Source organism: Oceanobacillus oncorhynchi (genome assembly GCF_000821065.1).
GTDB classification, from domain to species: domain Bacteria; phylum Bacillota; class Bacilli; order Bacillales; family Amphibacillaceae; genus Oceanobacillus; species Oceanobacillus oncorhynchi.
In genome coordinates, this window is the sequence record NZ_CDGG01000001.1 from 93,407 (window position 1) to 117,965 (window position 24,559).

The 24,559-nt window shown below is 38.3% G+C and carries 24 protein-coding genes; 21 read left to right on the top strand and 3 right to left on the bottom strand.

The features are described from left to right. The first annotated feature begins 6 nt into the window (after nt 1-6). The 13 genes from yidC to BN997_RS00525 all read left to right on the top strand — a co-directional run bounded on the left by yidC (nt 7) and on the right by BN997_RS00525 (nt 14,978). Nucleotides 7-765, top strand: a complete 759-nt coding sequence (gene yidC / locus BN997_RS00465; protein ID WP_042528655.1) for a membrane protein insertase YidC — start codon at nt 7-9, stop codon at nt 763-765. A gap of 217 nt (nt 766-982) precedes the next feature. Continuing rightward, complete coding sequence (jag, locus tag BN997_RS00470) at nt 983-1,594, top strand: RNA-binding cell elongation regulator Jag/EloR (protein WP_042528657.1); 612 nt, start codon at nt 983-985, stop codon at nt 1,592-1,594. Between the two features lie 283 nt (nt 1,595-1,877). Beyond that, nucleotides 1,878-3,254 carry a tRNA uridine-5-carboxymethylaminomethyl(34) synthesis GTPase MnmE gene (mnmE, locus tag BN997_RS00475; protein WP_042528659.1) on the top strand — a complete coding sequence of 459 codons (1,377 nt, stop codon included), beginning with the start codon at nt 1,878-1,880 and terminating at the stop codon, nt 3,252-3,254. 35 nt (nt 3,255-3,289) lie between these two features. Then, nucleotides 3,290-5,176, top strand: coding sequence for a tRNA uridine-5-carboxymethylaminomethyl(34) synthesis enzyme MnmG (mnmG, locus tag BN997_RS00480; RefSeq protein ID WP_042528661.1), 1,887 nt, complete (start codon nt 3,290-3,292; stop codon nt 5,174-5,176). A 266-nt stretch (nt 5,177-5,442) separates the two neighbouring features. Next, nucleotides 5,443-6,159 carry a 16S rRNA (guanine(527)-N(7))-methyltransferase RsmG gene (gene rsmG / locus BN997_RS00485; protein WP_042528663.1) on the top strand — a complete coding sequence of 239 codons (717 nt, stop codon included), beginning with the start codon at nt 5,443-5,445 and terminating at the stop codon, nt 6,157-6,159. Between the two features lie 525 nt (nt 6,160-6,684). Then, nucleotides 6,685-7,542, top strand: coding sequence for a nucleoid occlusion protein (noc, locus tag BN997_RS00490; RefSeq protein ID WP_042528665.1), 858 nt, complete (start codon nt 6,685-6,687; stop codon nt 7,540-7,542). 274 nt (nt 7,543-7,816) lie between these two features. Next, a complete protein-coding gene (locus tag BN997_RS00495; RefSeq protein WP_042528667.1) occupies nt 7,817-8,590 on the top strand; it encodes a ParA family protein in 774 nt (257 codons plus the stop codon). Next, nucleotides 8,571-9,410, top strand: coding sequence for a ParB/RepB/Spo0J family partition protein (locus tag BN997_RS00500; RefSeq protein WP_042528669.1), 840 nt, complete (start codon nt 8,571-8,573; stop codon nt 9,408-9,410). Before BN997_RS00495 ends, BN997_RS00500 begins: the two co-directional genes overlap by 20 nt. An 856-nt stretch (nt 9,411-10,266) precedes the next feature. Next, entirely contained in the window at nt 10,267-11,229 is a 963-nt protein-coding gene (locus BN997_RS00505; RefSeq protein WP_042528671.1) for a metal ABC transporter solute-binding protein, Zn/Mn family, read from the top strand. Beyond that, entirely contained in the window at nt 11,222-11,995 is a 774-nt protein-coding gene (locus BN997_RS00510) for a metal ABC transporter ATP-binding protein (protein WP_042528672.1), read from the top strand. Before BN997_RS00505 ends, BN997_RS00510 begins: the two co-directional genes overlap by 8 nt. Next, entirely contained in the window at nt 11,970-12,890 is a 921-nt protein-coding gene (locus tag BN997_RS00515) for a metal ABC transporter permease (RefSeq protein WP_042528674.1), read from the top strand. The genes BN997_RS00510 and BN997_RS00515 overlap by 26 nt, the downstream gene beginning before the upstream one ends. Beyond that, nucleotides 12,887-13,768 carry a metal ABC transporter permease gene (locus BN997_RS00520; RefSeq protein WP_042528676.1) on the top strand — a complete coding sequence of 294 codons (882 nt, stop codon included), beginning with the start codon at nt 12,887-12,889 and terminating at the stop codon, nt 13,766-13,768. The genes BN997_RS00515 and BN997_RS00520 overlap by 4 nt, the downstream gene beginning before the upstream one ends. 505 nt (nt 13,769-14,273) lie before the next feature. Further along, entirely contained in the window at nt 14,274-14,978 is a 705-nt protein-coding gene (locus tag BN997_RS00525) for a DUF554 domain-containing protein (RefSeq protein WP_042528678.1), read from the top strand. Between the two features lie 40 nt (nt 14,979-15,018). Here the strand turns inward: BN997_RS00525 and yyaC are convergent, their stop codons facing one another. After that, nucleotides 15,019-15,618 carry a spore protease YyaC gene (gene yyaC / locus BN997_RS00530; protein WP_042528680.1) on the bottom strand — a complete coding sequence of 200 codons (600 nt, stop codon included), beginning with the start codon at nt 15,616-15,618 and terminating at the stop codon, nt 15,019-15,021. Nucleotides 15,619-15,696: 78 nt separating this feature from the next. Here yyaC and BN997_RS00535 point away from each other — a divergent pair, with 78 nt between their 5' ends. The 7 genes from BN997_RS00535 (at nt 15,697) to rpsR (ending at nt 20,756) form a co-directional block, all read left to right on the top strand. After that, complete coding sequence (locus BN997_RS00535) at nt 15,697-16,716, top strand: YkvI family membrane protein (protein ID WP_042528682.1); 1,020 nt, start codon at nt 15,697-15,699, stop codon at nt 16,714-16,716. Between the two features lie 236 nt (nt 16,717-16,952). Next, a complete protein-coding gene (locus BN997_RS00540; RefSeq protein ID WP_042528684.1) occupies nt 16,953-17,867 on the top strand; it encodes a mechanosensitive ion channel family protein in 915 nt (304 codons plus the stop codon). 104 nt (nt 17,868-17,971) lie between these two features. Then, complete coding sequence (locus BN997_RS00545) at nt 17,972-18,166, top strand: DUF951 domain-containing protein (protein WP_042528686.1); 195 nt, start codon at nt 17,972-17,974, stop codon at nt 18,164-18,166. Between the two features lie 193 nt (nt 18,167-18,359). Further along, nucleotides 18,360-19,460, top strand: a complete 1,101-nt coding sequence (ychF, locus tag BN997_RS00555) for a redox-regulated ATPase YchF (protein WP_042528690.1) — start codon at nt 18,360-18,362, stop codon at nt 19,458-19,460. Nucleotides 19,461-19,664: 204 nt separating this feature from the next. After that, nucleotides 19,665-19,952 (top strand): 30S ribosomal protein S6, encoded by a 288-nt coding sequence (gene rpsF / locus BN997_RS00560; RefSeq protein WP_042528692.1) that lies wholly within the window; start codon nt 19,665-19,667, stop codon nt 19,950-19,952. 15 nt (nt 19,953-19,967) lie between these two features. Beyond that, on the top strand, nt 19,968-20,486 hold the full coding sequence (gene ssb, locus BN997_RS00565) for a single-stranded DNA-binding protein (protein WP_042528694.1): 519 nt from the start codon (nt 19,968-19,970) through the stop codon (nt 20,484-20,486). Between the two features lie 39 nt (nt 20,487-20,525). After that, nucleotides 20,526-20,756 (top strand): 30S ribosomal protein S18, encoded by a 231-nt coding sequence (rpsR, locus tag BN997_RS00570; RefSeq protein WP_042528696.1) that lies wholly within the window; start codon nt 20,526-20,528, stop codon nt 20,754-20,756. 304 nt (nt 20,757-21,060) lie between these two features. On the opposite strand, the gene BN997_RS00575 is transcribed toward rpsR, so the two are convergent. Together BN997_RS00575 and BN997_RS00580 are read right to left on the bottom strand one after the other, a co-directional pair. Beyond that, complete coding sequence (locus tag BN997_RS00575; protein WP_042528698.1) at nt 21,061-22,431, bottom strand: CitMHS family transporter; 1,371 nt, start codon at nt 22,429-22,431, stop codon at nt 21,061-21,063. Nucleotides 22,432-22,552: 121 nt separating this feature from the next. Beyond that, complete coding sequence (locus BN997_RS00580) at nt 22,553-23,038, bottom strand: DUF1189 family protein (RefSeq protein ID WP_042528701.1); 486 nt, start codon at nt 23,036-23,038, stop codon at nt 22,553-22,555. A 539-nt stretch (nt 23,039-23,577) separates the two neighbouring features. On the opposite strand from BN997_RS00580, the gene BN997_RS00585 reads away from it, so the two are divergent. Next, nucleotides 23,578-24,510: a YybS family protein gene (locus BN997_RS00585; protein WP_042528703.1), complete on the top strand. Its 933-nt coding sequence runs from the start codon at nt 23,578-23,580 to the stop codon at nt 24,508-24,510. Nucleotides 24,511-24,559 lie beyond the last annotated feature (49 nt).

The following is a 24,559-nucleotide window of genomic DNA, read 5'->3' on the forward strand; positions in this document are numbered from 1 at the left end:
AATGTTTTGCGTAGAAAATACGGGATATTAGTCACATTTCTCGTGTTAGCGGTTTTTTTAGCTGGGTGTACCCAAATCGATGAACCGATTACACCTGAAAGTGAAGGAATATGGAATACAATCTTTGTTTACCCATTATCATGGTTTATAACAATGATTGCAGAATTTTTAAATGAAAACTATGGACTGGCAATTATCCTGGTAACAGTAGTTATCCGTTTACTCTTAGTACCATTAAATGTAAAACAGATCAAAAGCACGAGGGCAATGCAGGAAGTGCAGCCGCAATTACAGGAACTTCAGAAAAAGTATGCGTCTAAGGATGCGAATACACAGCAGAAATTACAGCAGGAAACGATGCAATTATTCCAAAAGAATGGGGTCAATCCATTAGCAGGTTGTTTACCGATTCTTGTACAGATGCCAATATTTATTGCAATGTATCATGCAATCAGACGTACGACAGAAATTGCTACACATGATTTCCTCTGGTTCCAGCTTGGAACACCAGATTTTGTTTTACCGATTCTGACAGCGCTGTTTACGTTCTTACAGCAGAAATTAATGATGTCTACGAACTCCGCAGCAAACAGTAATCCGCAAATGCGTTTACAGCTGCAGATTATGCTTTATGTCATGCCGATCATGATTGGTGTTATGGCATTCTTCTTCCCGGCAGCATTGGCGTTGTACTGGGTAACAGGTAACATATTTATGGTATTCCAGACACTTCTTATTAATAAGCCGATGATGTCAAAAAAATAATTTTTAATAATGGGGGAAGAAATTCCCCCATTATTTATAAGAAAAATAGTTAAATATTTTGCATTTTTAAAAATATATGTGAATTCATCAAAAGTCCTAGCTACAGTACTTAATCAGAAGATATAGCAGCCGTTTTCCCTCACAAAAGTATATATCATTTTTTGCCAAGTAAGGGAAATTACGGATACTCATGCTGTGATTAATGGAGGGGAAGCGATTGAGAGAAGTAACTGCAAGTGGTCAAACCGTTGAAGAAGCGATTCAATCAGCTCTGGAGCAATTGGGAGTGGAAGAGAATCAAGTAGATGTTGAGGTCATTGATGAAGGCAAAAGAGGAATGTTTGGCATATTTGGGTCCAAGCGTGCTTATGTAAAAGTAACGGTCGCAAAGGATCCAGTTGAAGAAACTGCTCAATTTATCAAAGAAGTTACTAGCAACATGAATCTCTCAGTAAAAGTAGATACCGAAATAAAGGGAAACCATGTAACGTATACGATGCATCATGAAAATATTGCGAAGCTTATCGGAAAACGGGGCCAGACTTTAAATGCGCTGCAATATTTAGTTCATTTAGTCATTAATAAACAGAATGATACGTACTATACGGTAACCTTAGATGCAGAAGGTTACCGCGCGAGAAGAAAAGAAACACTGGAATCACTCGCGTTAAAAATGGGAGATAAAGCACAGAAAACGAAGAAAAAAGTAGTACTGGAGCCGATGCCGGCATTTGAACGTAAAATTATCCATAGCGTCCTGCAGGATAAGCAGGTTTCTACTTATTCTGACGGCGTCGAGCCACATCGTCATATTGTTATAAAACCATAGATAAAAGGAAAGCCAGGGAGATTAAAATCTTTCTGGCTTTTCATTTGTATTTTAATCAACTTTCGCACCTAATAATAAGTATATATCTTGTTATCCTGGCAGGAAGAGAATGATTAAATAGTGTTATGCACATGTGGATAACACTAGGTCGAAAATAAACAAAACTATTTTTGTGGATAAGTTTCCTTTTTTCTAAAACTATGTTATTCTTGATTGTTAGTGATAATAAAAATTAACGAATTAATTTATAGATATAGAATGAAAGGAAGGCAGGTGAATAAGTATGGATACAGATACAATAGCAGCGATATCCACTCCAGTAGGTGAGGGGGCGATTGCAATTGTGCGTCTAAGCGGACCGGAAGCAATTCCGTTAGCCTCGGATGTGTTTGAAGGAAAGAGCCTGAAAGAGGCAGATTCCCATACAATTCATTATGGGAAAGTGATTGACCCGGAAACAAAGGAATTAGCAGAAGAGGTTATGGTTTCCGTGATGCGTGCTCCGAAAACCTTCACCCGTGAAGATATTGTTGAAATCAACTGTCATGGCGGATTGGTTTCCGTGAATCGTGTGTTAGAGATTATGCTCGCAAAAGGAGCACGTCTGGCCGAGCCGGGCGAGTTCACTAAACGTGCCTTTTTAAATGGCCGCATTGATTTATCACAAGCGGAAGCAGTAATGGATTTGATCCGTGCAAAGACAGATAAAGCAATGAATGTGGCATTAAAACAAATGGATGGACGTCTGTCGAAGCTTATTCAGACGTTGAGACAAGAATTACTGGAGACCGTTGCCCATGTAGAGGTAAACATCGATTATCCAGAGTATGATGATGTTGAGGAAATGTCGCACACCTTGATGGAGGAAAAGACCAAAGAGGTGGGAGAAGAAATAGAGAAGCTTCTGGAAGTTGCAGCGCAAGGGAAAATTTTGCGCGAAGGCTTAGCAACGGCCATTATTGGACGTCCAAATGTCGGAAAGTCTTCCTTAATGAATACCCTGGTGCAGGAAAATAAAGCTATTGTTACAGAAGTTCCAGGGACAACGCGTGATATCATTGAAGAATATGTGAATGTCCGCGGGGTTCCTTTACGTTTAGTAGATACAGCAGGAATCCGGGAAACAGAGGATATTGTAGAGCGTATTGGCGTGGATCGTTCCAGACAGGTATTGAAGGAATCCGATTTAATTTTATTTGTATTAAATTATAATGAAGCTTTGAGTGAGGAAGATAAAAAATTATTTGAAGCTGTGCAAGGTTTAGAGTATATTGTCATCATCAACAAGACAGACTTAGAGCAGAAGTTAGATTTAGAAGAAGTACGGAAATTTGCAGAAGGCAAGCCTGTCGTGACAACTTCCTTAATTGAAGAGCAGGGTGTTGATCAGCTGGAGCAGGCAATTGCCAATACCTTCTTCTCTGGTGAAGTAGATACAGGCGATTTAACGTATGTATCCAATGTACGTCATATTCAGCTGTTAAAACAGGCAAAACAGGCTTTGGATGATGCTCGCGAGGCAATTGAGCTTGGCATGCCGATGGATATTGTGCAAATTGATGTAACACGTTCATGGGAGTTTATGGGAGAAATTATTGGCGATACAGCAAGTGACAGCTTGATTGATCAGTTATTCTCTCAGTTCTGCTTAGGAAAATAACGGATATGTTTATATAAAGGAAAGGAAGAAAAAAAATGACTTACAACGCAGGAAATTATGATGTCATTGTTGTTGGAGCCGGTCATGCTGGAATAGAAGCAGCGCATGCTTCTGCCCGTATGGGGGCAAAAACATTAATGCTGACATTGAACTTAGATATGATTGCATTTATGCCTTGTAACCCATCTATTGGCGGTCCTGCCAAAGGTATTGTCGTACGGGAGATTGATGCACTTGGCGGAATTATGGGGAAAATCATTGATAAAAGCTATATCCAAATGCGGATGCTGAATACTGGAAAGGGGCCGGCTGTACAAGCATTACGTGCACAGGCTGATAAACCAGTATATATGCAGGAAGTGAAGAATCTGGTTGAAAATGAAGAGAACTTAACGGTCCGCCAAGGGATGGTAAACTCGCTTATCGTAGAGGACGGCATTTGTAAGGGAGTTATTACAGAAACAAAAGCAGCTTATTATGCTGAATCGGTTATTGTGACTACCGGAACATTTATGCGCGGGAAAGTGCTGATGGGCGATTTAGAATATGAAAGTGGCCCAAATAATCAGCGTGTATCCATTAAGTTATCAGAAAACCTGGAGGAATTAGGTTTTAACTTAACACGTTTTAAAACAGGCACACCTCCACGTGTAAACAGCCATACAATTGATTATTCACAAACAGAAATTCAGCCTGGAGACGAGAATCCGAAAAGCTTCTCTTATGAAACAACGGAAGTGATTGAAGATCAAATTCCTTGCTGGTTAACGTATACGAATGAATTCACACATGAAGTAATTAATGAAAATTTGACGTTATCAGCCATGTATTCTGGTATGAAGCGGGGAACCGGGCCAAGATATTGTCCGTCAATTGAGGATAAAATCGTTCGTTTTAATGATAAGCCCCGACATCAAATTTTCTTAGAACCAGAAGGAAGAAATACAGAAGAGGTTTATGTACAAGGGCTATCAACTTCTTTGCCGGAGTCTGTGCAGCATGAAATGGTAAAATCTGTTCCAGGTCTGGAAAATGCAGAAATTATGCGTGCCGGCTATGCGATTGAATATGATGCGGTAGTTCCGACACAGCTGTGGCCGACATTGGAAACCAAACGCTTGCCTGGATTATTCACTGCTGGTCAAATTAACGGAACTTCAGGTTATGAAGAAGCAGCTGGTCAAGGCTTAATGGCCGGCATGAACGCAGCAGCAAAAGTAACTGGTAAAGAACCGATTATCTTAGATCGTTCCCAAGCATATATCGGCGTAATGATTGATGATCTCGTAACGAAAGGAACAAATGAGCCTTATCGCTTACTGACATCACGTGCAGAATACCGCTTATTGCTTCGTCATGATAATGCAGATTTACGTCTTACCGATATTGGCTACGACTATGGGTTAATTTCTGAAGAAAGATACGCTGCTTTCATAGCGAAGAAAGAGCAGGTGGAAGCAGAAAAGAAACGTCTAAATAAAATCGTGATCAAACCAACGGAAGAAATACAAAACGTGATGAAATCCGCTGGTGCTGCACCGATGAAAGAAGCAGTTAAAGCATATGATTTATTAAAACGTCCCGAATTAACGTATGAATATGTCGAGCAAATGATTGAAATTGACGAGAATATCAGTGATGATGTAAAAGAACAGGTAGCGATTCAAATTAAATATGAAGGCTATATTAAAAAAGCAAAAGAGCAAGTAGCAAGAATGCTGAAAATGGAAGATAAGAAAATACCTGCAGATATCGACTATAATGCAATCAATGGCATTGCCACAGAAGCAATTGAAAAATTGAAAAAGGTACGCCCGCTTTCTGTTGGTCAAGCATCCAGAATTTCCGGAGTAAACCCGGCAGATATCTCTATTTTGCTCGTTTATATTGAACAAGGAAATATTGCCCGAATTGCAAATTAAAATAAGAAAATAGCGGCGTTATCCATACGTCGCTATTTTTCTAAATATTATACAGCGCTTTCTATTTTGATGTATCGATAATATTGATGCAGCAGGGGAGGGGAGTTCTCCCTGTATGAATAAAAAAGAATACATAAAACTCTCGCGTAATTGATATAAGTTGAAATTTGTATTTCAACTTATATAAAAAGATAAAGGATGCTTGATATCGAATTTATTTTTAACGAACAGATGATCAAAAACAAATGAAGGAAAAGGAGACTATAATGAAACCAGAACAATTTGTCCAAGCGTTGGAAGAAAAAGGAATAACATTAAATGAATCACAACAACAAGCATTTCATCTTTATTTTCAAGAGCTTGTCGAATGGAATGAAAAAATAAATTTAACAGCAATTACAGAGGAAGAAGAAGTATATGAAAAGCATTTCTATGACTGTATTACGGCCGCTTTTCATACAGATATGACGCAGGAGCTGTCTATTTGTGATATTGGCGCAGGTGCGGGCTTTCCAAGTATTCCACTGAAAATATGCTTTCCACACTTAAAGGTAACTATTATTGATTCATTGAAAAAACGAATTACATTTTTAAACCATTTAGCCAATACACTGGGATTGACTGACGTTGCTTTTTATCATGACCGTGCAGAAAATGCAGGGAAAAACGATACATTCCGCGAACAATATGATTTAGTAACGGCCAGAGCAGTAGCCAGAATGTCGGTGTTGAGTGAATTATGTCTTCCATTTGTGAAAAAAGGCGGCTATTTTGTTGCGATGAAAGGATCACAAGCAAAAGAAGAGCTGGAAACAGGAAAAGCAGCGATTGAATTGCTTGGGGGAGAAGTAGAATCGATTGATACGTTCACACTTTCCCCTGATGCAGGAGAACGTTCTATTGTTAAAATCGCAAAGAAACGAAAGACACCAAAAAAATATCCTAGAAAAGCAGGAGTACCAAATAAAGAACCAATTGAATAGCTGCTTTTTAATCTAAAAAAAGATTCACAAACTGACAAAAAGATGCGCTTTCGATTATTTAAATTCATTTTATATTTTTTCAGCGGTAGGTATGGTAAAATAGAAACTGTACATATGGACTGTTCGTTGTTGTATTTATAAAAGGATAGATGCTATTATATGAATGTTGTACAGGTGAATAAACCATCTATATAATAGTAGATGAATTCACGAAGTAATTTGGAAAGTTTAATAATGTTTCACGTGAAACATTATCTTTTAATTAAGAAGTAAATTAGGAATGTTAACATATGAAAAAGAAACTTCTGCTAAAAATTGTCCGTTTAAGCGTGACAAGAGATGTTGAAGTTATCTTAAATGTTTTCGGTGGGACGCGTAATCACGAAATCTCTTCGATGGGGCAGGTGATTACAGCTCCGAGCTAATCTAAGTCCCGTTCTGTGAAAGCTCGTACAGCTTCGGGCTTTTATTTTTAATAGATTTGATAATGAATAGTTTGTTAATTTTAGAAGGTGGTGTCAGCAAGTGGTGAGTCCTTTTAATCGGATATTTGGAAAAAGCGATAAGGATCCAATTGATACGGAGAAGGTTTCCTATTCTTCAGATGAAGTGATTCAAATCGATATCGATAAAATTCAGGCCAATCGCTACCAGCCACGAACGATTTTTCAAGAAGAAAAAATAAAAGAATTAGCACAAACCATACACACACATGGAATGATTCAGCCAATTGTCGTTCGTAAACTAGATGAAGATTCCTTTGAGTTAATTGCAGGGGAAAGAAGATGGAGAGCAGTTCAGCATTTAGGCTGGAAACAAGTATCCGCAATTATTCGTGAAATGAGTGATACGGAAACAGCTTCTGTTGCACTTATTGAAAATCTGCAACGGGAAGAACTGACAGTAATAGAAGAAGCCATAGCATATAATAAATTGCTTGAGCTGCATGATTTGACGCAGGAAGCATTAGCGCAGCGTCTTGGTAAAAACCAGTCTACAATCGCTAATAAACTGCGATTATTAAAGCTTCCGAAAGAAGTGCAGGATGCTTTATTGGAAAAATTAATTACAGAAAGACATGCACGTGCTTTAATTAAGTTAAAGGACGAGGAACAGCAGCTTCTCCTGTTAAAAGAAATTCTTGAGAAAGAATTAAATGTGAAGCAAACAGAAGAGCGAATCTCTAAAATCAATGAGCCAAAAGAGGAAAAAAAGAAGCCAAAACCAAAATTCAAAGGTATTAATAAAGATGTCCGGATTGCAATGAATACAATCCGACAGTCTCTTAATATGGTGTCAGATACGGGTGTTGATGTGGAATCAGATGAACAAGAACTCGATGATTATTATCAGATAACCATTAAAATACCTAAGCAAAAATAGCAGCAGAATGAATTAGCATACCGGCTTTTCTTTGCCCATCTTAAGATTAGATGGGTATTTTGTTTTGAACATACATGATACATTTGCTCGGGTAGTATTTTGGATTGTTCTATATTAAAATTAAATTAAAAAATGCTAGAAAGCATCGTAAATTTAAAATAAATGCTATGATAGTGAATAGAGAAGTGATTGCTCAATTTTTTTTGATGAAAAGAATGAAATTTCATTTTATCAGGAAAAATTTGAACAACCTCCAACTAAGGTAGGTGTCAACATGGGAAAAATTATATCCATCGCAAATCAAAAAGGAGGCGTTGGAAAGACAACCTCATCTGTGAATGTCAGTGCTTGCTTAGCTTCATTGGGGAATAAGGTATTACTCGTGGACACAGACCCCCAAGGAAATGCAACAAGCGGGGTAGGCGTGAATAAAGCAGATGTCAGTCAATGTATCTACAATGTATTAGTAGAAGATACACCAGCAGCAGATGTCATTGTTCCCTCGAATTTAGAGAACTTAGATATTATTCCTGCAACGATTCAACTGGCAGGATCAGAAATTGAACTTGTTCCCATTATTTCAAGAGAAATTCGACTGAAAACGGCATTAAGCGAGATAAAAGACCAGTATGATTATATTATTATTGATTGTCCGCCATCATTGGGATTACTGACAATTAATGCATTAACCGCATCCGATACTGTTATGATTCCAGTACAATGTGAGTATTATGCATTGGAAGGCTTGAGCCAGTTATTAAATACAATACGATTAGTGCAAAAGCATTTGAATACAGAATTAATGATAGAAGGGGTTCTTTTAACGATGCTGGATGCACGTACTAATCTCGGTCTTCAAGTGATTGAAGAAGTGAAGAAGTATTTCCAAGATAAAGTATTTGAAACCATTATTCCAAGAAATGTTCGTTTAGGGGAAGCACCGAGTCATGGCCAGCCGATTATTTCTTATGATTCCAAATCTCGTGGTGCAGAGGTATATCTTGATTTAGCGAAGGAAGTGATGACAAATGCAGAGAGGGTTAGGTAAAGGAATTAACGCGTTGTTTCCAGAAGCTGAAAAAGACAGTAAAGATAATGTGCAGGAAATTGAATTATCTCATTGTCGTCCCAATCCTTATCAGCCAAGGAAGAGCTTTCAGGCAGATTCTATTGAAGAGCTAAAAGACTCGATTAAAGAGTACGGTGTTATTCAGCCGATTATTGTACGGAAAAGCCTTAAAGGTTTTGAAATTGTTGTCGGGGAAAGAAGATGCCGGGCAGCAAAAGAAGCTGGATTAGAGACAATTCCTGCTATTGTCCGTGAATTGACAGATGAACGCATGATGGAAATTGCGTTACTAGAAAACTTGCAACGTGAGAACCTGACTCCAATTGAAGAAGCACAAGCCTACGCTAATTTAGTAGACAGGCTGAATATTACGCAGCACGTCCTGGCTGAAAGATTAGGGAAGAGCCGTTCCCATATTGCGAATATGATTCGTTTATTATCCTTGCCCGAGGAAGTAATTGCTCATATTAATAATGGTGAGTTATCCATGGGACACGGACGGGCATTACTTGGGTTAAAAGAACAGGAAGCGATGCTTGCTGTAGCCAATAAAATACGCAACGAGAAGTTAAATGTGCGGCAGGCAGAGAAGCTTATTATCGCTATGAACGAAAAACAAGTGAAACAACAGAAGAAGAAGCCGAAAAAGGATGTATTTATCCAGGAAAGAGAAACGGTGCTTCGTGATACGCTTGGCACAGCCGTTCATATTCATAAAGGAAAGAAAAAAGGTAAAATTGAAATTGAATTTTACAATGACGATGATTTAAATCGTATTCTGGAATATCTGGAAAAATAGGAAACAGCCGATATACTGCAAATAAGCAGTATATCGGCTGTTTTTTTGTTAAAAAGTAAGAAAGTATAAAATGTTGAGGATACCCGCTCCAACGGATTTCATGGGGTGAGTAATCTTAGGCTCCAGAAATACACTCCGCTTTCCGTGGGCCTCGAGCCCATCTCCTTTAAAGAAGACTTGCTGATTGGCAAGCCGACAGGCGCAGACAGAAGCATAGTCGCACTTATGCCCCGCGGGTAGAAAAAAAGAAGTCCGCTTTTTTCTGCGGGGTCTTCACACTGGGACTGGGACTGCGATTACTCGTCCCATCGAAAACCGTCGCAGTTGACATCTCTTTGGCAAGAATACTCGTGTTTTAAAGATCAAGCGGTATTCTTGGTTTTTCTTAATCGTCGTAAACAAGCTAGGTGTAGATGGAATGAAATAAGTCATTTTGACAAAAAATAAAACTGACTTATTTTATATGCTGGAAATACATAGTAAATAAAAATTTCTGATGCTTAGGAAAGTTACCTTTAGCCTAATACGCTAGGCCTCAGAATGATATTTACGTATCCTGCTCAAAATGTAATTGCAGAGACTGTAAATTCGATTTACTGTTTGCATATATGGATGAACGAATACAAGTTAAAAAATTTTTCACATGAAAAAAATATGTATTTAGATAGCTTGATTATTCTGAAAAGGTCTTTCAAATTAACTATGTGAACGCTTAATGGAATTTAATGTATTAAATGTTTCCTGAGGGAAAAATAGTAGACTAGCTAAAATTTACTTGACAAAACGAAATACAATGCATAAAGTAGGGATTAGATAATAAAGTTTACCTTATGCAAAAAACGAGGGAGGAAGAAAGATGAAGAAAGCTTGGAAGAAAATACTGGGCTTTGCTATACTAATGGGAGTATTCGTTTTAGCAGCTTGCGGCTCAGACAGTGAGGAAGAAAACGGAAGCGGAGGCGCATCAGGTGACGACCCAATTGAAATTGTCACAACAATTGCGCAAATCGGGGAGCCGATATCCCAGATTGGCGGGGATCTAGTAAATGTAGAGACGTTAATGGGGCCTTCTGTAGATCCGCATTTATATGATCCAACACAAGGGGATATAGCTACGTTATCAGAAGCAGATGTCGTCTTTTATTCTGGATTACATTTAGAAGCGAATATGGAAGAACCATTAGAATCAATCAGCTCCGAAAAACCCGTGTTAGCAATCGGGGAAACATTGCCTGAGGATGTTCTTTTAGAAGATGAAGAAGAGCCGGGAGCTCCAGACCCACACATATGGTTTGATTATAATCTGTGGCAGGACGCATTAGATGCTGCGGTAGAGGAATTAAAAGAGTATGCTCCTGAGCATGCAGATGAACTGGAAGAGGGAAAACAGGAATATTTTGCACAGCTAGAAGAATTAGATGAAGAAGCAGCAAAATTACAAGATATCCCTGATGAGCAGCGCGTGCTTGTAACGGCACATGATGCATTTAATTATTTTGGTCAGCTGCACGATATGGAAGTAGTTGGTCTGCAGGGGATCAGTACAGAAAGTGAAGCCGGTGTTTCTGATGTGAATAATACCATTTCTATTATTGAAGAACATGAAGTTCCAGCCATATTTGTAGAAAGCAGCGTGAATCAGGACACGATTAATGCAGTTATTGAAGGAGCTTCCAATAATGGGATGGAAGTAGAAATCGGCGGAGAACTATATTCTGATGCAATGGGCGAAGAAGGAACAGACGAAGGCACATACATTGGAATGTATAAGCATAATATAAATACAATCTATGAAGCATTATCTGGAGGAGATGAGTAAGGTGACATCATCTGTAATACGCGTAGATGATTTATCAGCTTCTTACCAAAAAAATAAAGTATTGAATGATGTAAGTTTTGAAGTGAAAGAAGGAACGATTACAGCGATTGTCGGTCCTAACGGTGCCGGTAAATCGACATTAATCAAGACCATGTTAGGACTTCACCCCAAGCTGACAGGAAATGTCAGATTTTGGGGTAGTCCTTTTAAAACTGCAAAGAAGAAAATTGGTTATGTCCCTCAACGCGGATCGGTTGACTGGGATTTTCCAACGGATGCATTGGATGTAGTAACCATGGGACTGTATGGAAAGATTGGCTGGTTTCGTCTTCCTTCTAAAAAAGATAAAGAAAAAGCAATGAATGCCTTGAAGAAAATGGGTATGGAAGCTTATGCACATCGTCAAATCAGTCAGTTATCAGGAGGGCAGCAGCAGCGTGTATTCTTAGCACGTGCACTCGCTCAGGATGCTGAGCTATACTTTATGGATGAACCTTTGGCAGGAGTAGATGCGTCTACGGAAAAAGCGATTATGACTATTTTGAAAGAATTAAAGAGCAATGGCAAGACCGTGTTGGTTGTCCATCATGATCTGCAAACCGTCCCAGAATATTTTGACCATGTCTTATTTTTAAATAAAACCGTATATGCTCATGGACAAACAGAAGAAGTGTTCACAACAGACAATATAGCAAGAACGTATGGTGGAGATATGCAATGGGTTGGAAAGGGAGATCAATATGTTATCCAATCTTCTTCACATTAATACGTTATGGGTGATGGCAAGTACCATGATTTTGGGAATTGCTGCAGGGGGAATTGGATGCTTAGCTTATTGGAAAAGACAAAATCTGATGAGTGATGCTTTGTCCCACGCAGCATTACCCGGTGTTGTAGTAGCTTTCTTGATTATCCAGGAAAAAAATTTATTATTACTTGTTATTGGAGCAGCACTCAGTGCGCTCCTAGGGGCATTTTTTATTCAATGGTTTTCGAATGCGTCAAGAATTACGGAAGACACCGCCATGGGAATGACCCTATCCGTCTTTTACGGTGTCGGTGTCATGCTTTTGGCGATTGCCAACCGTTCTCCCGGCGGGAACCAGAGCGGATTAAATAACTTTATCTATGGGCAGGCAGCGGCAATGGTTCGTTCCGATGTCATTACAATGATTGCACTGGCATCAATTGTTATTTTGATTATATTCCTTGCTTTCAAGGAATGGAAATTATTTTTATTCGATGCTAACTTTGCTAAAGGTGTCGGAATGTCCATACGCGGCATGAACGTGCTGTATACTATCGTGCTGGTAACAACCATTGTTATTGGCATCCAGGCGGTTGGTGTTATTTTAATGGCTGCGATGCTGATTATCCCGGCTGTGAGTGCGAGATATTGGACGCATTCCTTTAAAATGATGATTTTACTTTCTTCTGCAATAGGGGGCTTAGCTGGTGCGTTTGGTACATGGGTAAGCTCCACAGGAAGCGGATTGCCGACGGGACCCTTTATCGTCCTCACTTCCTCCGCTGTTTTTATCCTTTCCTTATTGTTTGGAAAGGAAAAAGGGATTATTATCAATTTCATCCAATTTAAAATGCAGCAGCGGGCATCTCAAAAAAAGCATCCATTAGCAGCTGAAAAAGGAGGATCACAATGACTTATACGATGTGGATTATTTTAACAGCATCTCTTGTGGGTCTTTCCTGCGGCTTAATCGGTGTATATCTCATTCTGAAAAAACAGGCGATGATGGCAGATGCAATTAGCCATACGGTGCTGCTTGGGATTGTATTAGCTTATATGGTAACACAGCAGTTATCAGGAACCGCAATGCTTGTAGGCGGTATTTTTGCCGGCATTCTTACGGCATTCCTTGTGCAGTCCCTTAATAACTTGAAGGTACAGCACGACGCCTCCTTGGGAATTGTATTTACAACCTTGTTTGCCATTGGCGTTATTTTGATTTCCACCTCGGTGGGGAATGTGCATTTAGATGTGCAGCACGCATTGATGGGAGAAATTACGTTTGTTCCATTCACAACGATGGATATTCCGTTGATCGGATCAGTACCTAAAGCTACTGCAATCCTTGCGCTTGTGTTAATAGTTGTGATTTTCTTTATTATTGCCTTTTATAAGGAATGGAAAATTACTTCTTTTGACCCGGCGCTGGCAGCAAGCATAGGTATACCAGTGATTTTCTTTCACTACTTATTTATGACACTTGTGTCGGTAACCACCGTTGCTTCTTTTGATGCAGTCGGTGCCATCCTTGTGGTTGCGATGCTCATTACTCCAGCAGCAGCTGCTTACTTATGGACAGATAAATTAATCTTGATGCTGTTTTTAAGCGGTGGATTTGGCATCATATCTGCTGTTGCAGGATATTGGGTAGCTACGTGGCTGAATACATCTATTTCCGGATCCATGGCGCTTATGACAGGCTGTATCTTTTTTATAACCTTCCTGCTCTCGCCAAAGCATGGTCTGATCTCGAGATGGGTTCGGCCGGCAGAAGTCAGGGAAGAGGCGTAAAAGTTTTTTGTAAAGGAATTTCGTATCTGAAAGAGGATATGGAATTCCTTTTTCTATTTGCTGGATAACATGGGACGTCGATTTAGAAATCTGTAAAATGAGTCAGGTACCTGTAAGTACACTTAATCAATTCTCAAATGTATCTAAATATGGTACCTTATCAACTTATTAGCGGAAGAAAAGGGATTGCAAATGAAACAAAATTTGATTATAATGCTTTTTAACTATTTGTTTGAAATGAATAGCTGAAAAGAGAACATTTAATCTAGCAGAAATGAAGAAAGAATACATCCCTTTTTATTATATATTTTAAAAGATAAAACATAGCTAGATTATGATGATACCCCTTTAAGTCAATACATATAGTGCTTTTAGGAAGAATGTTTCACGTGGAACATTATCTACATAAGAGGGGCCCTGTAAAACATTATCTATTGTGGTTTTACAGCCATATGAGAAGGTTTATTTGTCTCATTAAAAAACTCATAAAAATAGGAGGCAGGAAGTGGCTTTATTCGGAACAATTATTAATTTCGCATTTATTATTATTGGAAGCATCATCGGTTTATTTTTTACAAAAATTCCGGAACGGTTTAAAGAGACGGTGATGAACGGGATAGGACTGGCTATTGTTTTAATTGGTCTGCAGATGGCATTACAGACGGAACAGATTATTGTGGTCTTATTAAGTTTACTATCTGGAGCAATCATTGGAGAAGGGTTAAAGATTGAAGAAGGCTTAAATCGTTTTGGAAAGTGGATTGGCTATCGTTTTGCAGCGAATGAGAATGATACAAGCATCTCGCAAGGTTTTGTAACAGCTTCTCTTATCTTCTGTGTTGGAGCAATGGCAATTATCGGTGCTTTAGACAGCGGCATTCGCGGAGATCATGGTATTTTGATTACCAAAGGAATCATTGATGGATTTACAGCACTTGTGTTAACGACTACCTTAGGCATTGGTGTGATCTTATCAGCCATTCCCGTTGTGCTTTATCAGGGAACGATAACGCTTTTGGCAACCCAAATTGACAAGTGGGTGTCGGCCGCTTTTTTAGATGGATTAATTGTCGAGTTGACTGCAGTCGGCGGTCTGCTTATCCTGGCAATTGGCTTCAATTTATTAAATATCACCAAGATTCGCATCGGGAATTTACTGCCAAGTATTTTAACAGTAGTCCTTGTTTACTATCTTTTTACTTTATTCTAGAACGAAAAAAATCGGGCAGAGAGAGCCCGTTTTTTTATGCTTAAATCATATTTTTAACTGTATTTATATGCCGGGAATAAGTTAATTGTCTGTCCACCTGTTTGAGTATGCCTGCTACTTCTAAAGCCATATCCATGACGAGTGACAGGCGGGTATTTTGTAAAACGGTTTGTTCCATAAATCCGCTGACATTGACAACCCCTGTAATGTTCATATTGCCAACCTGAGGGAGCTGTTTGTTTAATGCAAGACCAGGCTTTAAAGGCTTGTTTTCAGCAATTATACTTCCAACAGAGCTGCTTTTGCCCAGGCATGCATCAATGGCAATCAGATAAGGTTTCTCGTGATTTTTATAAATGCTTAAGAGGGATTCTTTCAGGTTAACCGCATGAACCGGCTCATGAATCGTTCCATAAACATGTAAATTTCTGGGACGCATTTCCTCGAAATACATACCAGCGAGCGGGCCTAATGCGTCTCCTGTAGAACGATCAGTACCAATGAAGACAGCGATATAATCAACAGCTTTCAAAGGAAACCAGGGCATGATTTGATTAGATAATGTTTTGGCTATGTCGGGTTCTTGATAATTTGCTCTAAAATGGTTTGATTGTATGCGTAAGCTTGTTTTTAGATTCATAGCAGTTCCTCCAAAATCATATTGTTACAGTATACGGTAATTTACGAAGAACTATACGTATGAATTGGAGGAAATACCATGTGGAGAAGAGGCCTGCAATGGACGGCATTAATCCTTGGTGCAACGATTGGTGCCGGATATGTATCAGGAAGAGAACTGTGGCAATTTTTTGGGCATGAAAGCGGACTGGCTATTGTGTTATTTTCTTTTCTATTTTCATTCTGCTGTTATGTGATTATGGCAATCAGCTACCAAATGAAAAGTGAAAATTATTTACCTGTTTTAGAAATAATTGCTGGAAAAAAGCTGACGAAGGCATTTGACGGATTAATCCTTCTGTATCTGTTCACCACGACGATGATTATGATTGCGGGAAGCGGGGCAACGGGGCAGGTATTTCATTTACCATATCCGGTCGGTATCGGAATTACTGGAATTGTACTTGTATTGTTATTTATTAAGGGAATAAACGGGTTATTGACTTTTAATGAACTTATATTGCCTATTTTGATTGGCGGGCTTTTGTATGTGTTAGCAATGTATGTTTCCAATCAAAATTTACAGCTGTTTGCATATTGGCACCAGCAGCGAAATTGGTTTTCCGCCTTTCCCTTTACAGCATTAAATATTCTTCCGCTGATTGCTATTTTAGGAGCGATTGGAAATAAGGTGAAGGGAAGAGGAGAAATTATTATTTGCTGTATTGGGACAGGGGTGTGCTTAGGAATTGTTTCGTATATTTACAATAGTAGCTTGATTCAAATCGCGGATGAAATTATTCTTTATGAGATTCCCTTATTCGCTATTTTAAAAGAATTTCCATTAGGGATGATTCTATTTATGTCTATCCTTCTTTGGCTGGCAATCTTTACAACCGCCGCTGCAGGGATGCTGGGCATCGCCACCAGGGTGCAGTCATTTTTAAAAGAAGAAAAGCCGATGTATCTTATTGTCCTTGTTTCAGTATTGCTGATGCTGCCATTAACAGGATTTGGTTTTGCTAATTTGGTAAATTTCCTCTATCCGCTGTACGGTATACTTAATTTATATATTTTAGCCAGACTGTTAACCTATCCGTTATGGAAAAAAACAAAATAATACTTCATTGATGAATAACATGTATATAACTTCTAAATAAAGGACTGTTAAAAAAATGAAGGTGTCAGAGAATAGTATAACCCCGATGTCATCTCAATTTATAAATAAAAAACTTGCAAAATATAAGATATATATGTTTATATTTTTGCAGATGGGAAAAACATTATGGTAGTATTTTTTAACATCCAATAATAGAAGAACTGTTTTATTGAGAAAGTGAAAGGAGTTATATACGCATGAACTTGAGTTTTATAAGTCATCAATTTGACAGGTTATGGGATTATTTCAGCAATCCTGAATTTTGGTTAACCATTTTAGGAGGGGCCATCCGGATTGCTTTAATTCTTCTTATTTCTTGGCTGGTTGTCCGTATCGTGCGGAAAATAGTAGATAAATTATTTGTACAAAGACAGCATGGGCCGATAAAAATTCCGAAACGCCGGGAAGATACACTGAAGAAATTGATTAAGAGTGTCGTTGCATATGTTGTTTACTTTATGGCACTTGTTATGATATTGGAAGTCTTTAACTTTGAAATTGGACCATTGTTAGCCGGCGCTGGTGTTGCAGGTCTGGCAATCGGTTTTGGGGCACAGAACCTTGTGCGTGATATCATTACTGGCTTCTTTATTATTTTTGAAGATCAATTTTCAGTAGGTGATTATGTGTTAGCTGCTGGAATAGAAGGAACAGTGGAAGAAATTGGACTACGCACGTCAAAAATTGTTTCCTGGACAGGAGAACTGAACATTGTCCCTAACGGAAATATTGATCAGGTAATCAATTATTCATCTCGAAATGGCCTTTCTGTTGTCGATGTAAATGTGCCGTATGAAAGTGATATCGCACATGTAGAACAAATTATTCATGAAGTAGCAGAAACACTGCCGGAAAAATATGATTTTATTTTAGGTGTTCCAGAGATTATCGGTGTTCAAAATCTGGATGTTTCTCATTTCGTTGTTCGTATTATTGCAGAAACAGAGCCGGTCTTCCAATGGGCGGGAGAACGGAATATCCGTAAAGAGGTTCAGGACAAGCTATATAAATCCGGGGTTAAAATTCCTTCTCCTCGTATTGTTGCTTATTCCGAGCAGGAAATGGATCAATTAACACGGGAACGTCAAGAACGTCGGCAAAATCGAGGATAATCCTCCTTTAAATTTGCTATAATGTAATGTAAGAAAAGCGCTGCGTTTCCGTTAAAAAGGTTCTTGGAGCCAGACAGCATTATTTCAAAAAAGGAGCAGGAGTTATGGATAAAGAATTTGATTTGCGTGACGTTGTCCAAATGAAAAAGCCGCATCCATGCGGAGAGAACCGATGGCAAATTATCCGGATGGGGATGGATATCCGGATTAAATGTCTTGGCTGCGGGCATAGTGTGCTTATCCCGAGAAGAGATTTTACGAAGAAGATGAAAAAAGTTCTAGAAAAACACGAAGAATAGTAAAAAATGATTTTACTGATGAAAAGACAAGACAAAAATAAAAAATTCCTTAGAAGAAAACTCAAAATGGGGTCAGACAATGGCCCTGTTTTGAGTTTTCTCATGCTTGTCTTTTTGCAGCGGACTATCTATAATTGGAGTTACGAAAATGTTCATGAACGAATTAAGTCCTTAAGGAGTTGGAAAAAGTAATATGGCATTAACAGCAGGAATTGTCGGCCTTCCAAATGTAGGAAAATCTACCTTATTTAATGCAATCACGCAGGCAGGAGCGGAAGCAGCAAACTACCCATTTGCTACAATTGATCCGAATGTAGGGATTGTGGAGGTTCCAGACGAACGTTTAAATAAATTAACAGAGCTTGTAAAACCAAAGAAAACAGTCCCGACTGCATTTGAATTCACGGATATTGCCGGAATTGTGAAGGGTGCAAGCAAGGGGGAAGGACTAGGAAACCAATTTTTATCTCATATCAGACAGGTAGATGCGATTTGTCAGGTTGTACGCTGCTTTGAAGATGAGAATATTACACATGTTTCCGGAAAGGTCGATCCAATTGATGATATTGAAATCATTAATCTGGAGCTGATTTTAGCAGACTTGGAATCGGTCAATAAACGATTTCAGCGTGTAGAAAAACTGGCGCGTCAAAAGGATAAAGAAGCATTGGCAGAGTATGAGATTTTAAACAAAGTAAAAGAAGGCTTAGAGAACGATCAGCCGGTACGTGCTTTAGAGTTTACAGAGGAGCAGGAGAAAATAGTTAAAGGACTGCATCTGTTAACGAGTAAACCTACCTTATATGTGGCCAATGTAAGCGAAGAAGAGGTAGCAGACTCTGATTCAAATGAAAATGTTCAAAGAGTAAAAGAATATGCAGCCAATGAGAATGCAGAAGTAATTGTGGTCTGCGCACGTATTGAGGAAGAAATAGCTGAATTAGAACCGGAAGAGAAAGAAGAATTCCTGGAGGATTTAGGTATTTCTGAATCTGGTTTGGATCAATTAATTAAAGCATCTTATAATTTACTTGGACTGGCTACATATTTTACAGCCGGTGAACAAGAAGTGCGAGCCTGGACTTTCCGTCAGGGTATCAAAGCACCTCAGGCTGCAGGGATTATCCATACTGATTTTGAACGAGGATTTATTCGTGCAGAGACCGTATCTTATGATGCTTTAGTAGATGCAGGCAATATGGCGACAGCAAGAGAAAGAGGTCAAGTGAGACTGGAAGGAAAAGAATATATTGTTCAAGACGGTGACGTTATTCATTTCCGATTTAATGTGTAAGTGTATTTTCTAATTATAAGCTGGATAACAGTAAATATTTAAAAATAAACGTAATCAGGTTCTCTCGAAGGCTTGTCATAACATAATTTATTTGGTATAATGTCCAAATGTGAGTAATTAAAAAATTATTCCTTGCTCTTATATCTGTGATTCATACGGAGTTGCAGAGAACAGAGCCGCTAAGACCAAAAGGAGGTGTAACGGATGAGAAAATACGAAATTATGTACATCATCCGCCCAGATATCGAGGAGGAAGCACAAACTGCTTTAATCGAGCGTTTTAACAAAATCCTTACTGATAACGGTGCGGAAATCGAAAAAGTTGATGAAAAAGGCAAGAAACGTCTTGCATATGAAATCAATGACTATCGTGATGGCTATTATGTTGTTATCAATTTCCAAGGTGATGAAAATGCAGTAAATGAATTTGACCGCCTAGCGAAATTCAACGATGATATTATTCGCCATATGGCAATTCGAGATGAAAAATAATAAGGAGTGGTTCTGATGTTAAATCGTGTCGTATTAGTTGGCAGATTAACGAGGGATCCTGATTTACGCTATACACCAAGCGGTGTGGCAGTAGCTAATTTTAATATTGCTGTGAACAGACCTTTTTCAAATCAACAGGGAGATCGCGAAGCAGATTTTATTAACTGTGTCGTTTGGCGCAGACCTGCGGAGAACCTGGCGAATTATATGAAAAAAGGAAGTTTGATTGGTGTAGATGGCCGTGTACAGACACGTAATTTTGAAGGCCAGGATGGCAAACGGGTTTATGTAACAGAGATTGTTGCAGATAGTGTTCAATTCTTAGAGACGAAAGGTTCCCAAGGGGGCGGACAGTTTCAATCGGATGGATACCAGAACAACCAAAATAATCAGAACCAATATCAGCAAAATCCATTTTCATCAAATCAAAATCAAGGATTTAATCAAAACCAAAATCAAAATACAAGTCAGGAAGATCCATTTAAAAACAATGGAGAACCAATTGACATATCAGATGATGATTTACCGTTTTAAATCATTTTCACTAAATTAATTTAAAAGGAGTGTATTCACATGGCAGCTCGTCGCGGACGCGCAAAACGTCGTAAGGTGTGTTATTTCACAGCAAATGGAATTACACACATTGACTATAAAGATGTAGATTTGCTAAGACGTTTCGTTTCTGAACGTGGAAAAATTCTTCCTCGTCGTGTAACTGGAACTTCTGCAAAATATCAACGTAAATTGACTATTGCAATTAAACGTGCTCGTCAAATGGCTTTATTGCCTTACGTAACAGACTGATTAAAAAATCCCTCAAGTTTTAATGGACTTGAGGGATTTTTTATGTCTTTAAAAGGGCATAGAAGCCCTTTTGGGGATACTCACGTCATGTAGGCAGACAGGGAGGGTCATTTCATCCAGTAGAAGTTTATTAAATAACAAAATAAATACGATTCAGGCAAGCATAGAAATAATAATAATAAAAAAGGGATCTACAGCCTGTCTTTTTTATTTCTCTTCTAGCCTCTCCTCATAAAAAACGCTTCAAGTACAGGCAAATACGTAGCTGTACTTGAAGCGTTTATATGAATTTATGAATCTAATATTATAGAGTAACCACACCAATTAATACAGCAATGACTAATAGAACGATACTGAATCCCCATAACCAGAAGAAAGAGTATTTGATATGTTTCCCCATGTTAGCTGACGCAAGTCCAATTCCTAACCATAATGCAGGAGAGAAAGGACTTACAAATGTTCCAATGATGTTACCAATCATCATAGCGTATGCGGTAGATACAGAAGCAATCCCTTGGGAGCTCGCAATCTGATCCACAATCGGCATCAATGCAAAATAATATGCGTCAGTACTGGTCAGTAAATCTAAAGGAACACCGAAGATACCAACAATAATGTGTACAATAGGAACAACAAATGCTGGCATGATAGCAATTCCGGCAAGTGCAATTTGTTCAAGCATGCCTGATTCGTTCAAGACCCCAAGGAATACTCCGGCAGCTAAAATAACTGCTGCCATCATTAAGGCATTAGGAGCATGGGCTTTGACACGGTTCATTTGATTATCGACGCCCTTGTAATTCAATGGAAGGGCAATCGCTACACCAATCATAAATGCATATTGAGGAGCCAGTAAACTAGCCATCATGGCCCCTAATACCAGAACCGTAAGAACAAGGTTTGCCGCGTTTCTCCATGCTAAATTTCGCGGCTGTTCTTTCGCCTGTGCCATTTCTTCATTTTGTCTTTTCGTAAAATTGTCAGCAATCGCAAGAATATTTACGTTTTCACTTAAGGTGATTTCACCAGCCGCCACTTTTTTACTGATTTTCTTTTTCTCACGAATTCCGAGAAAAGCAGCCAGTACTAAAATTAATACAGCTCCAATTGCCTGTATCGGAATAAGCGGCAGGTAGAAGTCAATCAAATCCATATCAATAACGGTTGCTGAACGTGCAGCAGGCCCGCCCCATGGAATCATATTGATAACACTTGCACTTAAAGCAACTAATAATAATAATAAATAACGGCTCATATGTAGTTCTTTATATAAAGGAAGCAACGCTGGAATACAGAGAAGGAAGGTAGATGCTCCTGCCCCGTCAAGTTGTGCAATCATTCCGATAACCGCGGTTGCCATGGCTACGATGATTACGTTCCCCTTTGTCATTAAAATCATAAAGCGTATGAAAGGATTAAATAAACCACTATCCTGCATAATACCAAAATAGATAATGGCAAAAATAAACATGATTACAACGCCCATTACTTGATCAGAACCAGCTGCTAAAAATCCAGATAGTTCCTCAAAATTAAATCCGGCTATAAATGCTCCTATGATTGGAATGATCGTCATTCCGACAATAGGGCTGATTTTATTTGAGATAAGCAAACCTACAATTGAAAAGATAATAAGCAGTCCAACAATTGTAAGCCAAACAGAAATATCTTCCATAATAAACCCCTTTTCTTTGCAAACGCTTTACAAATTACTAAAAAAATGCATAATAAAACTATAAAACGTTTACAGATTAATTTCAACAATTTATTTGTTTAAATATGTAGAAAAATGTCATTTAACGGAACCTTTTCTGTGGGTATAAAAATACCATCCGCACCAGCAAAACTACTGGATAAATAAAAAAGATGAATAAAAACCAATCTGGAATGGACCAAATAAACGAGAATAAGGTAAAAATCAGCATCGGAATCGTCAGTGAACAAGCAGTCAACTTCCAAAGTGTGCCGTAATAGAGCTTCCGGTTGGCCAGCCGGACAATCCCTTTGCCGAGATAAGCGATAAATGAAATGACGCCCAGCAGCAGAATAGATAGAATTAAGTAATAAAACATAAAGAAATAAATAAGCTGAAAGATAATATTCATTTCTCCTCCTAAACCGCTCCAGCTTGTTAAACGGGAAATTAGTTCAGGCAGGGATGTCACCATAAATAAAATGAAAAGGTAAATCATAATTTGATCCATCCCGATTCGGTTAATCTGAAACATAGCTTTTTTTTGTGGAAGAAAAAGACTTTCTTTGAGTATTTTTGTGAATTTCATTATTATCATCCTTTATATTGAAGTAGAAAAAGTCTTCTCCTCTAAAAATTATGAGCAAATAAAGAGCTTCATATTGGATTAAGAGAAAATATATACCGTTCAGAAACCAATGGAAAAGATATGATTTAATCTACTTTTAGTTGGCAACACTATTATTATATAGGAGTTAGCTTTTAGTTGGCTAAGAATACAGCGTTATTCGACAAATTTCCCGGGAAATAATATGAAAATTCATTTTCAGTGTAACTTACCCTCATTTAATTGCATACATAGAGCGGTGATACTCCCTGAGCATAGTGAACACCACCGTTACGCCCTCTTTTGAACAAGGTACTATACAAGCCTTTCTGCTAAATTCATGTTATCATAATAGAATATGTGTGGAATTATCATATTGCCATTTAAACCCATAAAAATGGATGTGATTAAACAGGAAAGGATACAGCTAATTGGATTAATTTTGATGTATTTTTTATAGAGGAGAAGAATTTAAAACATCCTCTACTATTATTTAATTTTGTTAGAACGAGGTGCAGTATATGAACCAATCGAGAAAAGTTACCGAAGGAGCATTAATGATTGCCATTGTTATGGTTTTGTTGGTGGCTTCTTTCTTACCGATACTTAGTTTAATCAGCATGTTTGTACTGCCTGTTCCTTTTATATTCTATGTGAAACGGCATGGGGTGAAGGCAGGTCTTATAATGACAGTGGCTGTTGCGATTATATCTACATTGCTGATGTCTATGATGATACTGCCAGGTGTGCTTATTGCTGCAGCAGGCGGTATTTTTATCGGCTATGCCATGTATAAAAGGAATACAGCATATGAAACACTGGCCCAAGGAACATTCGGCTTTATTGTTGGGATGCTTTTGGCTTTTGTTTTTATTCAAATACTGTTGGATGTTAATATTGTATCTGAATACGAAAACATTGTGGAAGACTCTGTCAGTATGAGTGCATCCATGATAGAAAGTGTCAATCCTTCGCTGAACGAAGAAGATATCACCGCATTGCAAGAGACACAAATTAGCCTACTGAAGCAATTAATTCCTACCTTTATGGTTGTATTTGCTCTAGCTACGGCATTTATTACGCAATGGATCAGTTATAAGTTATTAAATCGGATAGAGAAAGAGAAATTTTCTTTTCCGCCATTCCGTGAATTACAATTTCCGGGTGCAATTATTTGGATTTATCTGTTAGCATTAATTTTATCTGTTATCGGTTTTGAAGAAGGAAGCACCATGGAATTTGGAGCGCAGAATTTATTGATGATTGTCGGGATTGCTTTGATGCTGCAAGGATTTTCATTTATTTTTTACTTTGCACATATCAAACGTATAGCCAAAGCAGTTCCTATTTTGATTGTTATTGCAACGATTCTTTTTCCAGGAATTCTTCTTTATTTCATCCGAATCTTAGGTATAATTGATATAGGTTTCCGGTTAAGAGGGCGGTTAAAATAAAAAAGAAGCAGGCTTATAGAGCAACCCGAGATTCCCACACCGAAAGCCA